Annotated in this window: 11 protein-coding genes; 7 read left to right on the plus strand and 4 right to left on the minus strand. The window is 69.1% G+C overall.

All coding sequences use genetic code 11. From position 1 onward, the window contains the following. Positions 1–7: 7 nt before the first annotated feature. The 4 genes from nuoL (at position 8) to ACWGKS_RS17780 (ending at position 6,401) form a co-directional block, all read left to right on the plus strand. Entirely contained in the window at positions 8–1,951 is a 1,944-nt protein-coding gene (gene nuoL, locus ACWGKS_RS17765; RefSeq protein ID WP_358507810.1) for an NADH-quinone oxidoreductase subunit L, read from the plus strand. Between the two features lies 1 nt (position 1,952). Then, complete coding sequence (locus ACWGKS_RS17770) at positions 1,953–3,611, plus strand: NADH-quinone oxidoreductase subunit M (RefSeq protein WP_358507693.1); 1,659 nt, start codon at positions 1,953–1,955, stop codon at positions 3,609–3,611. Next, positions 3,608–5,257 carry an NADH-quinone oxidoreductase subunit NuoN gene (nuoN, locus tag ACWGKS_RS17775; protein ID WP_358507691.1) on the plus strand — a complete coding sequence of 550 codons (1,650 nt, stop codon included), beginning with the start codon at positions 3,608–3,610 and terminating at the stop codon, positions 5,255–5,257. The genes ACWGKS_RS17770 and nuoN overlap by 4 nt, the downstream gene beginning before the upstream one ends. Before the next feature lie 139 nt (positions 5,258–5,396). Further along, a complete protein-coding gene (locus ACWGKS_RS17780) occupies positions 5,397–6,401 on the plus strand; it encodes a polyprenyl synthetase family protein (RefSeq protein WP_358507689.1) in 1,005 nt (334 codons plus the stop codon). Positions 6,402–6,472: 71 nt separating this feature from the next. Here ACWGKS_RS17780 and ACWGKS_RS17785 read toward each other — a convergent pair whose 3' ends face one another. The 4 genes from ACWGKS_RS17785 to rarD all read right to left on the minus strand — a co-directional run bounded on the left by ACWGKS_RS17785 (position 6,473) and on the right by rarD (position 10,902). Further along, the gene (locus tag ACWGKS_RS17785; protein WP_358507687.1) at positions 6,473–7,495 is read right to left on the minus strand and encodes a hypothetical protein; all 1,023 of its coding nucleotides are present in this window, start codon (positions 7,493–7,495) and stop codon (positions 6,473–6,475) included. 194 nt (positions 7,496–7,689) lie between these two features. Next, positions 7,690–8,772: a hypothetical protein gene (locus ACWGKS_RS17790; RefSeq protein WP_358507685.1), complete on the minus strand. Its 1,083-nt coding sequence runs from the start codon at positions 8,770–8,772 to the stop codon at positions 7,690–7,692. Positions 8,773–9,003: 231 nt separating this feature from the next. Next, positions 9,004–9,834: a hypothetical protein gene (locus tag ACWGKS_RS17795; protein ID WP_452523239.1), complete on the minus strand. Its 831-nt coding sequence runs from the start codon at positions 9,832–9,834 to the stop codon at positions 9,004–9,006. A 114-nt stretch (positions 9,835–9,948) separates the two neighbouring features. Next, the gene (rarD, locus tag ACWGKS_RS17800; protein ID WP_358507681.1) at positions 9,949–10,902 is read right to left on the minus strand and encodes an EamA family transporter RarD; all 954 of its coding nucleotides are present in this window, start codon (positions 10,900–10,902) and stop codon (positions 9,949–9,951) included. A gap of 69 nt (positions 10,903–10,971) precedes the next feature. On the opposite strand from rarD, the gene msrA reads away from it, so the two are divergent. From msrA to ACWGKS_RS17815, 3 genes are all read left to right on the plus strand, one after another. Beyond that, a complete protein-coding gene (msrA, locus tag ACWGKS_RS17805) occupies positions 10,972–11,637 on the plus strand; it encodes a peptide-methionine (S)-S-oxide reductase MsrA (protein WP_358507679.1) in 666 nt (221 codons plus the stop codon). A 188-nt stretch (positions 11,638–11,825) separates the two neighbouring features. Next, positions 11,826–12,572, plus strand: coding sequence for a phosphotransferase family protein (locus ACWGKS_RS17810; protein WP_358507677.1), 747 nt, complete (start codon positions 11,826–11,828; stop codon positions 12,570–12,572). A 402-nt stretch (positions 12,573–12,974) separates the two neighbouring features. Continuing rightward, entirely contained in the window at positions 12,975–14,000 is a 1,026-nt protein-coding gene (locus tag ACWGKS_RS17815; RefSeq protein ID WP_358507675.1) for an acyltransferase, read from the plus strand. Positions 14,001–14,080 lie beyond the last annotated feature (80 nt).

Genomic DNA, 14,080 nt, shown 5'->3' on the forward strand with positions numbered 1-14,080 from the left:
CGTGGCTGTGACACGACATCACGCGTACCTCGCCGCCGAACCCGCGGCGACCGCGGCCGACAGCGCGGTGCTGTCGAACGCCTGGCTGCTGATCGCCCTGCCGTTGGTGGGCGCGGCGATCCTGTTGCTGGGCGGGCGACGCACCAACGCCTGGGGGCCCCTGCTGGCCACCGTCCTACCGGTGGTCTCCTTCGTCTGGGCCGTCCTGGCCCTGTTCGACCTACTCGGACGAGGCGCCGACGCGCGCAGCGTCTCCGTTCCCGTCTACGAGTGGTTCGCGGCCGGCGACTTCTCCGCGCGGATCAACCTGCTGGTCGACCCGCTCTCCATCACCTTCGTCCTGCTCATCACGTTCGTGGGTTCGCTGATCCACGTCTACTCCCTCGGCTACATGGCCGAGGACCCGGGCAAGCGCAGGTTCTTCGCCTACCTCAACCTGTTCGTCGCCGCCATGCTGGTTCTGGTGCTGGCGGACAACTTCGTCCTGCTGTTCCTCGGCTGGGAGGGTGTGGGCCTGGCGTCCTACCTGCTCATCGGGTTCTGGCAGGACAAGCCCACCGCCGCCACCGCGGCCAAGAAGGCGTTCCTGATCAACCGGGTCGGCGACATGGGCCTGCTCGTGGCGATCATGATCATGTTCACCGCGTTCGGCGCGGTGGGCTTCAGCGACGTCTTCGCCGCCGTACCGGGCGCACACGACGGTGTCCTGCTCGCCATCGGTCTGCTGCTCCTGCTGGGCGCCTGCGGTAAGTCCGCGCAGCTGCCGTTGCAGGCGTGGTTGCTGGACGCCATGGAGGGCCCGACCCCGGTGTCGGCGCTCATCCACGCGGCCACCATGGTCACCGCCGGTGTGTACCTCATCGTGCGCGCCGGTCCGATCTTCGAGGCCTCCCCGACGGCGCAGATGACCGTCATGGTCGTCGGCGCCGCCACCATGCTGGCCGGCGGGATCATCGCCTCCGCCAAGGACGACATCAAGAAGTCCCTGGCCGGATCCACGATGAGCCAGATCGGCATGATGGTGCTGGCCGCGGGCCTGGGCCCGATCGGTTACGCGGCGGCCATCGCCCACCTGGTCACGCACGGCTTCTTCAAGGCCGGGCTGTTCCTGGGCGCCGGTTCGGTCATGCACGCCATGAACGACGACGTGAACATGCGCAAGTACGGCGGTCTGGCGTCGAAGATGCCGATCACCTTCGCCACCTTCGGCCTGGGCTACCTCGCGATCATCGGCGTCCCGCTGCTGTCGGGTTGGTGGACCAAGGAGAGCATCATCTCCGCCACCTTCGGTCTCGGCGGCAACGTCGGCCTGGTCTTCGGCTCCCTGGTCATCCTGGGCGCCGCGCTCACCGCCTTCTACATGTCCCGGATGGTCTTCATGACCTTCCTCGGTAAGAAGCGTTGGGACGAGGGCGTGCACCCGCACGAGTCGCCCGTGAGCATGACCGCCCCCATGGTGGTGCTGTCGCTCGGCTCGATCGCCCTGGGCGGATTCCTGGTGGCCGGCGACCGCTTCGCCGCGTTCCTCCAGCCCGTCACCGGAGCGGAACTTCCCCACTTCACGGTGGGCCACGCCTTCACCTCGCCCTACGGCATCGCGGCGCTGGCCGTGCTGGTCCTGGGCGTGGTCGCGGCCTGGGCGATCTACCTGCGCAAGCCGGTGGAACGCACCGCCCCCAAGGGCAACCTCGTCACCAACACGGCCCGCAACGAGCTGTACGGCAACGAGATCAACGAAGACCTGTTCATGCGACCCGGCCAGGTGCTCACCAAGGCGCTGGTCGTCATCGAGGACAAGGTCATCGACGGCGCGGTCAACGGGATCGGTGCCGGGGTCCGAGACTCCTCCACCGGGCTCGGCAAGGCACAGACCGGGTTCGCCCGCACCTACGCGCTCACCATGCTCATCGGCGCCGTGATCGTCGCCGCGACGCTGGCTGTGAGGTTCTGACATGATCCCCTGGCTCACACTCGCCATCGCCCTTCCGGCGGTCGGCGCGATCCTCATCTGGGCACTGCCCCGGGTCGGGACGAAGGCCGAGGCGGCGTCCGGCTCGGCCCGGGCCACCGCCTCCGCCGAGGCGGGCGGTGGCGGTACCGCGGTCAAGACCCGGCCCGCCACCGGGACCGGGGCGGGAACCGCCTCCGCGGAGAACGCCAAGCGCGTCGCGCTGATCGTCTCCCTGGTCACCCTGGCCCTGGTCGTGGCCATGGCGCTGAACTTCGACACCGCCACGGCGGGTGACCTCCAGTTCGAGGAGGTCTACCCGTGGATCCCCTACTTCGGGGTCCACTTCGCCGTCGGTGTGGACGGCATCGCCCTGACGATGGTCCTGATGTCGGCGATCCTGGTCCCGCTGGTCATCCTGGCGGCCTGGAACGAACACTCCGACCACCCGGACGGCGGCCGCGGCTACTTCGCCCTCATCCTCGCCCTCGAAGCGATGATGATCGGTGTCTTCGCCGCCACCGACGTCTTCCTGTTCTACGTGTTCTTCGAGGTCATGCTGATCCCGGTCTACTTCATGATCGGGCGGTACGGCCGGGGCGCCGAGCGCACCAAGGCCGCGTTGAAGTTCCTGCTGTACAGCTTCGCCGGCGGCCTCATCATGCTGGTCGCGGTGATCGGCGTGTACGTCATCGGCGGCACCTTCCTGTGGACCGAACTGACCGCGCCGGGCAGTCCGCTCGCCACCGTCGACCCGGCCACCGCGCGCTGGCTCTTCCTCGGATTCTTCATCGCCTTCGCGATCAAGGCTCCGATGTGGCCGGTGCACACCTGGTTGCCCACCGCCGCGGGCTCCTCCAGCCCCGGCACCGCGGTGCTGCTGGTCGGTGTCCTGGACAAGGTCGGCACCTACGGGATGCTCCGGTTCTGCCTGGAGCTGTTCCCGTCCGCGGTGTCCTGGTTCGTGTGGCCGGTGGTGGGGCTCAGCGTCGTGAGCATCATCTACGGCGCGATCCTCGCCATCGGACAGAGCGACATGATGCGCCTGGTGGCCTACACCTCGATCTCCCACTTCGGGTTCATCACCATGGGGATCTTCGTCCTGACCCCGCAGGCGCAGGCGGGCGCGGCCCTGTACATGGTCAACCACGGCTTCGCCACCGGCGCGCTGTTCCTCATCGTGGGCTTCCTCATCGCCCGTCGGGGCAGCTCCCGCATCGAGGACTTCGGGGGCGTCCAGAAGGTCGCGCCCAAGCTCGCCGGGGTGTTCCTGGTGACCGGCCTCGCCGGTCTGGGCCTGCCCGGACTGGCCCCGTTCGTCAGTGAGTTCCTGGTGTTCGTCGGCGCCTACGCCTTCAACCCGGTGCCCGCGATCATCTCCGTGGTGGGCGTGGTCCTGGCCGCTCTCTACATCCTGTGGATGTACCAGCGCACCATGACCGGACCGACCCCGCAGAAGCTGTCGAAGCTGCCCGACCTGTCCGCGCGTGAGACCTGGGTGGTGGCTCCGCTGCTCGCCCTCATCCTCGCGCTCGGTGTCTACCCGCAGCCCCTGCTCAACGTGATCAACCCCGCCGTCGAACGGACCGTGGAGATCGGGGCGGACACCGCCTCGGCCACCACGAACGCCGAGGGCGACACCGAGGAAGGAGACGAGGAGTGAACGCGCTCTACGTCGCCGACGGGGCGCCCCCGTCGCTCCCCGGCATCACCGAGGCGGCACCGACCCTGGACTGGTGGCTCCTCGCCCCGATCCTGGTGGTCTTCGGCGCCGGTGTGCTGGCGGTGCTGTTCGAGGCCTTCGTGCCCAAGAAGGTCCTGCGGCCGGTGCAGATCACCGTCGCCGCCGTGGCACTGCTCGTCACGTTCGTCATGATCGTCCTCCAGGTGGAGGCGGTCGGCGACGGCGTGATCGTGGCGGGCGGAGTCCTCGCGATGGACCGCGTGGTGCTCTTCCTCCAGGGCACCATCACCGTGCTGGCCCTGATCAGCCTCATGCTCATCGCCGAACGGCGTGACGGCCGCGACGCGTTCTCCGCGCAGGCCGCCACGGTCCCGGGCAGCGAGGAGGAACGCAGGCACATCCTCGCCGGGTCCCAGCACACCGAGGTCTACCCGTTGGTGCTGTTCGCGGTGCTGGGCATGTTGCTCTTCCCCGCGGCCAACGACTTCCTCACCATGTTCATCGCCCTTGAGGTGATGAGCCTGCCGCTGTACCTGCTGTGCGGGCTGGCCCGCCGCCGTCGCCTGTTCTCCCAGGAGGCCGCGGTCAAGTACTTCCTGCTCGGCGCGTTCTCCTCGGCGTTCTTCCTCTTCGGCATCGCCCTGGTGTACGGCTACGCGGGTTCGGTGAACTTCACCGCGATCCGTCAGGCCGTGGACTCGGGTGGCGCGGCGATCTTCGCCGACGGCAACGGCGAACCGCTGCTCATCATGGGCATCGGCCTGGTCGCGATCGGTCTGCTGTTCAAGGTCGGCGCCGTGCCCTTCCACAACTGGAAGCCGGACGTCTACCAGGGCGCCCCCACCCCCATCACCGCGCTCATGGCCTCCTGCACCCTGGTGGCCGCGTTCGGCGCGCTGTTGCGGGTGTTCTTCGTGCCCTTCGGCGGATCCCTGGAGATCTGGGAGCCGATGCTGTGGACGGTCGCCATCCTCACCATGGTGGCGGCGGCGGTCATCGCGGTCACCCAGCGCGACATCAAGCGACTGTTGGCCTACTCCTCGGTCGTGCACGCCGGCTTCATCCTCACCGCCGTGATCGCCTCCAGCACCGAGGGCCTCGTGGGCGCCATGTTCTACCTCGCCGCCTACGGGTTCACCACCCTGGGTGCGTTCGCGATCGTCACCCTGGTGCGCACCAGGGACGGCGGTCAGGAGCTCGGCGACCTGGAGGGCTGGGCCGGTCTGGGGCGTCGTGCCCCCGGGCTCGCGCTCGCGTTGTCGCTGTTCCTCCTGGCCTTCGCCGGTATCCCGCTCACCAGCGGGTTCATCGGCAAGTTCGCGGTGTTCGAGGCCGCCGTCGCCGCGGGCGCCACCCCGCTCGTGGTGGTCGGTGTCCTCAGCAGCGCGGTGACCGCCTTCTTCTACATCCGGATCATCGTTGTGATGTTCTTCCGGGAATCGGAGGGCGAAGGACCCACGGTGGCCCGCGCGGGCGCACTCACCGGCGGCGTGATCACCGTGGGTGTGGCGGCTACGCTGGCCCTCGGAATCTTCCCGGGGCCGGTCCTGGACGGTCTGCTTCCGGACGCCGAGGCCGGTCAGGAACCGGCGGCGGTGATGGTCCACCAGGTCACCGAGGAGTGATCACCGACCCGGGTGTGGCTTTGGACGATCATTCCGGGTCGGATACCGTGGCAAGTCGGATCATGTTCATGTGCTGAGCGTGCGGCGGCCCCCTCTCAGGGGGTCGCCGACACGCCCGTTCAACAGGTGGAGCTTTACGGTGAGCGGTGCTGTCCCGAGCGGGTTTCTCGCTCTGCCGAGAGTCGATGCGGCCCTCGCTCGTGGGGTGCAGGACGACCTTGAGAAGGTGGAGGAGCTGCTGCGGGAGTCGGTGCGGTCCAGTGACCCGTTGCTGACCGAGGCGGCGTCCCACCTGCTGGAGGCCGGTGGCAAGCGCTTCCGCGCCATGCTGGTGCTGCTCGCCGCCCACTTCGGCGACCCGAAGGTCCCCGACCTCATCCCCGCGGCGGCAGTGGTGGAACTGACCCACGTGGCGACGCTCTACCACGACGACGTCATGGACGAGGCGGAACTGCGTCGCGGCAGGTCCAGCGCCAACCAGCGCTGGGGCAACACCGTCGCCATCCTCACCGGCGACTACGTGTTCGCCAAGGCCTCCACGATGCTGGCCGACCTGGGCACCGAAGCGGTCCGGCTGCAGGCGGAGACCTTCGCGCGCCTGGTGCAGGGGCAGATCCTGGAGACCTCCGGTCCTCGTGACGGCGTCGACCCGTTGGACCACTACCTCAACGTCATCGACGACAAGACGGCGTCGCTGATCGCCTCGTCGGCGGAGTTCGGCGGCATGTTCGGCAAGGTCGACCCGGAGACGGTCGGCACCCTGACCCGTGCCTGCGACGCGCTGGGCATGGCGTTCCAGCTCGCCGACGACATCCTGGACGTGGCGAGCGAGAGCGCCGACTCGGGCAAGGTCCCCGGTACGGACCTGCGCGAGGGCGTGCTCACCCTGCCCATGTTCTACGCGATGCGCTCCGAGGACCCGGCCGACGAGCGCCTGAAGTCCCTGCTGGGCCGGCCGCTCGACGACACGGAGGCCGAGGAGGCGCTGGCACTGCTGCGTCCCCACCCGGCCATGGCCGAGGCCGACGCGACCCTGCGCAACTGGGCCGACAAGGCCCGGGGAGAGCTGAGCACACTCCCGGACATCCCGGCGCGGGACGCCTTCCTCTCGCTGTGCGACTACGTGGTGGAGCGCTCCGGCTGACCCACCGCACGACGACTTCACGCGGGCCCTTCCTCGGATCGAGGGAGGGCCCGCGTCGTGTCCGGGTGGGTTCAGACCCTGGGGAGGGGGACGAGCAGCCTGGCCCGAGTTCGGGCGTAGTAGGCCGGAGAGTGGGAGTCCAGGAAGCGCCAGAGGTGGGAGCCCGACTCCGGGACCAGGGGGCCGGCCAGGGAGAGGACCGCGGCGGCACGCTGGTGATCACCGGCGACGTGCAGCGCCGAACCGAACGTATGCGCGTCTCGTGCGGCCAGGGGGTAGGTGATCGGACCCGCTACCCAACGGTCGGCGGCGTCGATGATCTCGGCCCTCACCGAGGGGTCTCGGTAGTAGCCCTCCAAGACTCCACTGACGGCACCATAGGTCTCCAGGCCCTCCTTTCCGATCATGACGCTGAGGTTCTCGTAGTGCGCCTGCGCGATCAGTACGAGGGAACGATCACCCAGGGGAGCCCGGGCCACCGCCTCACGGGCGAAGGAGAACATTTCGTCGTGAGAGCCCCGCCACTTCGGGCACAGGACCTGGAGTCTGCTCTCCTTCGAGGCGTGGTGGTCGGGATCCAGCTCCATGATCCGTTCCCAGACCGCGTCCAGTTCCTCGCGGGGAAGATCCATTCCCAGGCAGTACCACTGGAGCTGGTCCAGGGCAGTGGGGGAGAGGCTGATCCGGGCCGCGTACATGAGCGGGTCGGCCGCGGGTGCCAACATCTCATGGAAGCGATGGAACCGTTCCGCGTCGACGTCTTTGGCCCAGGCCCCGGTGCGGATGGCCCAGGCGGCCTTGGTGCGGGCAGCACCCGCCCACATCAACAGGTCCGGCTCGGGGTCTGGAAGGTCCATCCCCGACTCCAGCTTCTCCAACAGGGAGATGGTCTCGTTGGAGAGGATGTGCAGGCGAAGGGAACGGAGTTGGGGGTCCGGGGTGTCGAGGAGAGCCAGACCGGCGGTGAGGTCGCCCGCCTTGATGGAGGGAAGGACAGCGGCGAGGTCAGGGTCGTGCCAGGGGTCGCCCCAGACGACGCCGTACTTCCGGGCAAGGCGATCATCTGCGTGAGCGAACAGTTTGCTGAGAACCATTCTTTGATTCTGCCGACGAATCATGCTCCCGAATGAGATTTAGAGGACCAAAACGGCAACGGTTTCGTCTGTTGCCACCGCCCCTGCGCCGGCCCTGGCCACCGGACGTGGAATCGTCCCCGCGAACAAGGGACGGCGCCGCCCCTCATACACCGGGGCGGCGCCGTCGACACGGGGAGTGCCGTCAGATGGCTTTAGGAGATCACGGGGAGCGCCTCGGAGCCGGGCAGGTCCATGAAGGTGGGGTGCTCGACCATGCCCTCGGGGGTCTCCTGCTCGGCGGTGCCGCCCTCGATGGCGACCAGGTCGCTGGTGTCCAGGTCGTGGACCAGGTCCGTGCCCCGGCTCAGGCCGGCCACCAGGTCCTCGGCGGCGGTGGTGTCCAGACCGTCGGCGACCTGGGGGAGCTGCGCGTCCGCCAGGGGGCCGTTCACGTCGATGGGCTTGGCCTCACCGGAGGACATGCCCTCGGCCAGGCCGTCGGTGAGGTCGGTCAGACCCGGGACCTGGGGCGAGCTCTGCGGGACGGTGGTGACCTCCTCTTCCCAGGCCCGGTTGCCCACCATGCCCAAGACCTCCTGCTCGCCCAGGTCCACGTAGTTGTCCGCGGTGACCGGGTTGGACTCGACGACGTCCTGGAGCCGGTCGGGGGTCCGCACACCGAAGCCGGCGGCCAGGTCCCACACGTTGGGCGCCGTGGGCAGCGCGGACTCGGAGTGGCTCATGGGCAGGGTGGGGCCCTCCAGCTCCGGCAGCGTGAGCGTCTCGTCGCGCAGGTCGGTGACGGCCACCACGGTGTGCGGCACCACTTCCCGGGCCTTGTCCTCCACGATGCCACCGGCCCCGCGAGCGGTGTCCTCCACCACGACCCCGGCGTCTTGGGCGCCGGCCTCCAGCGACTCGCCTGCGGTGTGACCGATCGTGTCGTGCGGGTCCCCGTCCAGACCGGTGGCGTCCTGGGTCTCGGTGACGGCGTCGGCGAGCGGGGAGTCAGGGAGGGCGGCACCCAGGTCGGGGGCGCCGTGCTCGGGGTCGTTGGCACTGGCCTGCAACTCCTCCAGAGCGGTTCCGGCGATCGGGCCCACGCCCTCGGGAGCGATCTTGTTCATGGTGGGCGCCACGCCTTCGACGAGGGCCCGCTCGACGGTGGGGGCGATGTCGTGCATGGGGGTCTGCAGGTCCTCGGCCCCGGCGATACCGGCGCCGAGGGCCACGAATCCGGCTGCGCCGGCGGCGAGGATCACGGTTCGGGCGGTCAGGCGCTTGGGCTGGGTCATGGGTTTCCTTCCTGAAGCTGCTGCTGGGGCGGCCGCGGGAGGCGGCCTGATCGAGCCGGGGTGGACCACCGGCTGACGTGAATCACGTGTGCGGAGCACGGGACTCAGGTCAGCTCCCAGACGAAGAAGGTGGGGGCGGGCTGGGAACGGGTCCGAGGGGCGCACGGAAGGCGCACGGGGGCACGCGGGCAGGCGTGGGAACACGCGCCGAACGTGCGGTCGGGCCGTTCGCTAGTCGGGGGAGACCGTGGGGTCGTCCGCCGGGTCCGCGGGTGTGGCGTGCGGGGACCGGGCGTGCACGAGCGCGATGGCGGCGTCGGGGCCGGGCAGCGCGGCGGTGGCGAGGTAGCCGGCGACGGCGGCGGGCGCCGAGGTGGGGGCGTTGGCGGAGGAGACCGCGGAAACCACGGAACCGGCGGAAGTCTGAACCTCGGGTGGGTCGACGGGATCGCCGGTGAGCGCCCCGGCGGACTCGGGATCGTGTTCGGGGTCGGCGGCCCGGTGCTCCTCGACCGTGGGTCGGAACGGTGCCGGGATGGCTCGGTCCTCGCCGGCCTCGGTGGTCTCCTCGGCGGACGGCTTCGCCTGGTCCGAGGAGTCCGTTTCCGGCGCGGTGATCGAGTCGTCGGTGGCCGATTCGTCGTCGGGATACGAGGACACGACCGGTTCGATGAGGGCCGGAACGAGGCCCTGGTCGGCGGCCTCTTCACGGGTCCGATCGATCCCGGTGACGACCCCGCGCACCTCCCCGCGTACTTCGGCGACGGCGGGTTCGGGCAGGGCCACGGCGGACGCCGCGGCCTCGCCGGTTCCCCGCTCCACCCGCTGGTGGACGGTGCCGAGGGTGTCGGTCACCGGAGCGGTCACCGGGCCGGTGACCTCGTCGACCCGCTCCAGCCCCAGGCCCCCCAACGGCTCCGAACGGGTCTCGGCCTGAGCGGGAGCGGAGAGCAACCACAGGGCCGCGAACAGCACACCGAGCAGGAACAGGAGGGCGAGTGCCGCCGCGCGCAGGCCCGAGGCGGCACGGAGCGTGCCGATCGAGCTGAGGCGAGGCTTCACGAGGACCCTCCAGGGCAGGCGGCCGGTTCGGGGTGGGGGCAGAGCCCGACACCCACGACCAGACGTTAGCACAGGGTCACACAGTGTAGTTTCGGTTCGCCGGAACCGGGGAACTCATTCTCTTGGCGCGGGGGCCGGGGGAGTCGTGGGCGCGTCGGGGAGATCGCCCGCCGCGGTGCGCTCGGCGGAACGGCGACGGGACGAACGCACCTGGTCGTAGGCGAACACGCACACGGCCAGCCACACGAAACCGAAGCCCGCCCAGCGGCTCGGGGGCATCTCCTCGCCCTGGAGCAGCCAGCCGATGAGGAACATCATGGTCGGCGTGATGAACTGGAGCATCCCGATCACGCTCAACGGCACCCGGCGCGCGGCCATCCCGAACAGCAGCAGCGGCAGCGCGGTCACCAGGCCGCCCCCGATCAACAGGGCGGTGTGCCCGGGCGAGACCGAGAACGTCGTACCGGCCCCGGTGACCTCCAGGTGGATCACGTAGCCCAACGCGGGCAGGAACATCACCAGGGTCTCGATGGTCAGACTCTGCAACCCGTCCAGGCTCACGTACTTCTTCACCGCGCCGTACGCGGCGAAGGAGGAGGCCATGAGCAGGGAGAGCCACGGGGTGGAACCATAGGCGACGGTCATCACGACCACCGCCGTCGCGCCCAACCCCACGGCGACCCACTGTGCGGCGCGCAGACGCTCGGAGAAGAACACCACACCCAGGCAGACGGTCATCAGCGGGTTGATGAAGTAGGCCAAAGAGGCCTGCAGGGTCTGGGTGATGGAGACCGAGTAGATGAACCCCCACCAGTTGAGCGAGATGAGCACGGCCGCGGCGGCCACCGGCAACAGGCGCCTGGGACTGCGCAGGATGGGGAGCAGCCACGCCCAGCCCCGCCGCGCCAGCAGCAGGAAGACGCACATCGCGCCCAAGGCCCACACCATGCGGTGGGCGAGGATCTCGGCGGGTTCTGCGGCGGAGAGGAACGGCCAGTACATGGCCGCGAAGCCCCACAGGATGAAGGCGCTCGCTCCGAGGGCGACACCACGGTTGGATTCCGGCACAACGGCAATCGTAGGACGAATCGTGCCTCCTGTCGTCCCCTTTCTTGTGCCCGTGGATAGGCTGGGGACATGTTCGGTAGAAACGCCACCATGGTCGAACCCGCCCGCGCCCTTCCGGGCCGGGACACACCGATCGAGCCGCCCTTCGGTCACACGGTCCTGGGCACCTCGCTGACCCCGCCCTACCCGCAGGGCAGTGAGGTCGCCGATCTGGGCATGGGCTGTTTCTGGGGCGCCGAGCGCGTGTTCTGGCGATTGGGTGCCGAACGCGGCGTCATCACCACCGCCGTGGGCTACGCCGGCGGGTACACGCCCAACCCCACCTACGAAGAGGTGTGCTCTGGGCTGACCGGTCACACCGAGGCCGTGCGCGTGGTCTTCGACCCGAAGCTGATCTCCTACGAGGAGATCCTCAAGATCTTCTGGGAGGGCCACGACCCGACACAGGGTCTGCGCCAGGGCAACGACGTCGGCAGCCAGTACCGGTCGGCGATCTACTTCCACTCCGAGGCCCAGCAGAAGGCCGCCGAGGCCACCCGCGACGCCTTCCAGCCCGCCCTGTCCCGGTCCGGCTACGGTGCGATCACCACCGAGATCGCCCCGCTGAAGACGTTCTACTTCGCCGAGGACTACCACCAGCAGTATCTGTCCGACGCCAAGAACCCCAACGGTTACTGCGGCATCGGCGGAACCGGCGCCAGCTGCCCCATCGGTGTGGCCACCGCGGACGACTGATCCAGAGCCCGAGCGACGAAGGCCGGAGTGGAACACCCACTCCGGCCTTTTCGCGTTCTGGCGCTCCCCTCCACGGGTTCGAATGATGGTCGGCGTGCACGAGGCCGCCGGTGGGACGCGGTCAACCGCGTGATCCCAGGCGAAAAACCCGGCGACGTCGGCGATCGTCCCGGGGATACTGGTCTCCCATGGATGAGGTCGAAGTCGTCGTCGCCCATTCCGAACGTGCGACTCTGCGCGTCGGCGACGTGTTCCTGAAGGTCGACTCCGATCAGGCGCGCGTCGACGCCGAGTTCGAGGTGATGTCCCTGGCGCCGGTTCCTACCCCCGAGGTCCTGTGGCGCAAGCCGCACGTGCTCGCGACCGCCGCACTCGCGGGGACGACGCTCGGGCGCCTTGGTGGGCCGTCGACCGGGTCGCCGGCGGCGTGGGCGGCGGCGGGCGCCGCCATCCGGAAGCTGCACGACGCGCCGCCGCCCTCCCGGCTGGGACGGGCCGGTCGGAGCATCGTCGCGCTGGCGGCGGAACTCGACAAGGAGTGCGAGCTGCTCGTGACGAACGGTGTCCTGCCCGCCGACCTGGTCACCCGCAATCGCCAGGTCGCCGATGCCGCGCTCCGGCCGTGGACCCCGGCGTTCACGCACGGCGACCTACAGATCGCACACGTCTTCGTCGACGGCGACGAGGTCACGGGCATCATCGACTGGTCCGAGGCGGGCCGGGGTGACGCCCTGTACGACCTCGCGACCTTCACGCTCGGACAAGAGGAGCACCTCGACGACGTCATCGCCGGCTATGGCGCCGACATCGACCTCGACGTGATCCACGCGTGGTGGTCGTTGCGAAGCCTGCTGATAGTTCGCTGGCTGAGCGAGCACGGCTTCGACCCCTTCGAACCGGGCTGTGAGGTGGACGTGCTCAGGGCCCGGATGTGAGGCCGCGCGGGCGGAACCGATGCGGCAGCGCGATTTCTGATCCGTGCTGATATGGCCGTTTTCGACTATCGCTTTCCGGTGCCGGACTGACTCCCGCATCACCGACGCCCTGACCGACGGAGGTCCCTTCCTCCGGGCCAATGACGGAACCCACCTGCTTTCCGAGTACTGAGGCGGCACGCCGGCGCCCCGATTCGGCGGCGTGTCGGGGCGGTGATCGAAGAATTCACAGAGGGTGTCGACGACCAGGTCAGGCGGTGTACCTTGGCCTGCGGGTGACGTATCTCGAACCTATTCGGGTTGATTCCACGTATAACGAAATGGTATCGGTAGTGTGTGCGAGTAGAGACAGCCCCCGCCGGTAGACAGGCGCCCTCACAGTCCTCCTCGTCCACTTCGTGGATGGGGTTCGCCCGTGTGGCCGCGATGGCGGCGGTCATCGGCGTGCACGCCTACTCACCACTGGTGAGTACGGTCTACGCCGAACTCGGCGGCTACACATGGTGGTCCGCCAACCTCCTGGACGCGGGCACACGCTGGTGCGTCGCGGTGTTCGTGATGATCAGCGGTGCCCTGTTGCTGCGCCCGCGCGAGGAGGGCGTGGGTACCTTCTATCGCAAAAGATGGGCCAAGATCGGCATCCCGCTGGTGGCCTGGACCGCCATCTACCTGGTCTGGCAGCACTGGCGTGACGACCTGGGCACACCCGACGCCGCGACACAGGCCGCGTCGGGAGCCCCCTCGATCCACCTGTACTTCCTGTACGTCATCGCCGGCCTCTACCTGTTCACCCCGTTCTTCCGGACGGTGGTCGCGCACAGTTCGCGCACCGCGCTGTGGTGGTTCGCCGGAGCATCGTTCGGGGTGGGCGTCTTCGACCAGCTGCTGTCCCTGATCGACGGGGCGGGCGGAGTGAGCGCCGCCACCCGCTTCCTGCCGTTCCTCGGCTACTACCTGGTGGGGTGGCTGCTGCTGACCACCGAGAACAGCCCTCGCACCACCCGCTTCGGGATCGCCGCGCTCACCCTGGGCGTGGCCGGCACCGCCCTGGGCGCGGGGATCGCGGCCCAGGTGGAGGGGGAGTGGGGCGCTGGAGGCGAGTACTTCTACGCCTTCCTGTCCCCGCCGATGATCGTCGCCGGAATCGGCGCCTACCTGACGCTGCGCGCCGCCGGCGAGCGCCTGGCGGTGGCGGAGAACCCGGCGGCCCTGGCCACCAAGAACGTCGTTCGCGTGGTCTCCGGGCTGAGCTTCGGGGTCTACCTCGTACACGTCATGGTGATGTACACGCTGCGCGACCTGGGAGGCATGCCCGAGGGTTACCTGGCGCTGTTCGCGGCGGCCGGGTACGCCGTGGCCACCGCGGTGATCAGCCTGATCCTGGTGGCCATCGCCCAACGCGTCCCGCTCGTGCGCACCATCGTCTGACCCGGGACTCCTCACGGGAATGACAAAACCCCGGGGCCCGACCCCACGTCCCCATGACCGGCGGCGAACTCCATCCGACG

It is taken from the genome of Nocardiopsis sp. NPDC055879, assembly GCF_053615935.1.

Coding starts and splice junctions, on each gene's coding strand:
- ACWGKS_RS17770 (WP_358507693.1), top strand. CDS start 1,953: ATGATCCCCTGGCTCACACTCGCCATCGCCCTTCCGGCGGTCGGCGCG.
- ACWGKS_RS17785 (WP_358507687.1), bottom strand. CDS start 7,495: ATGGTTCTCAGCAAACTGTTCGCTCACGCAGATGATCGCCTTGCCCGG.
- ACWGKS_RS17790 (WP_358507685.1), bottom strand. CDS start 8,772: ATGACCCAGCCCAAGCGCCTGACCGCCCGAACCGTGATCCTCGCCGCC.
- msrA (WP_358507679.1), top strand. CDS start 10,972: ATGTTCGGTAGAAACGCCACCATGGTCGAACCCGCCCGCGCCCTTCCG.
- ACWGKS_RS17810 (WP_358507677.1), top strand. CDS start 11,826: ATGGATGAGGTCGAAGTCGTCGTCGCCCATTCCGAACGTGCGACTCTG.
- ACWGKS_RS17815 (WP_358507675.1), top strand. CDS start 12,975: ATGGGGTTCGCCCGTGTGGCCGCGATGGCGGCGGTCATCGGCGTGCAC.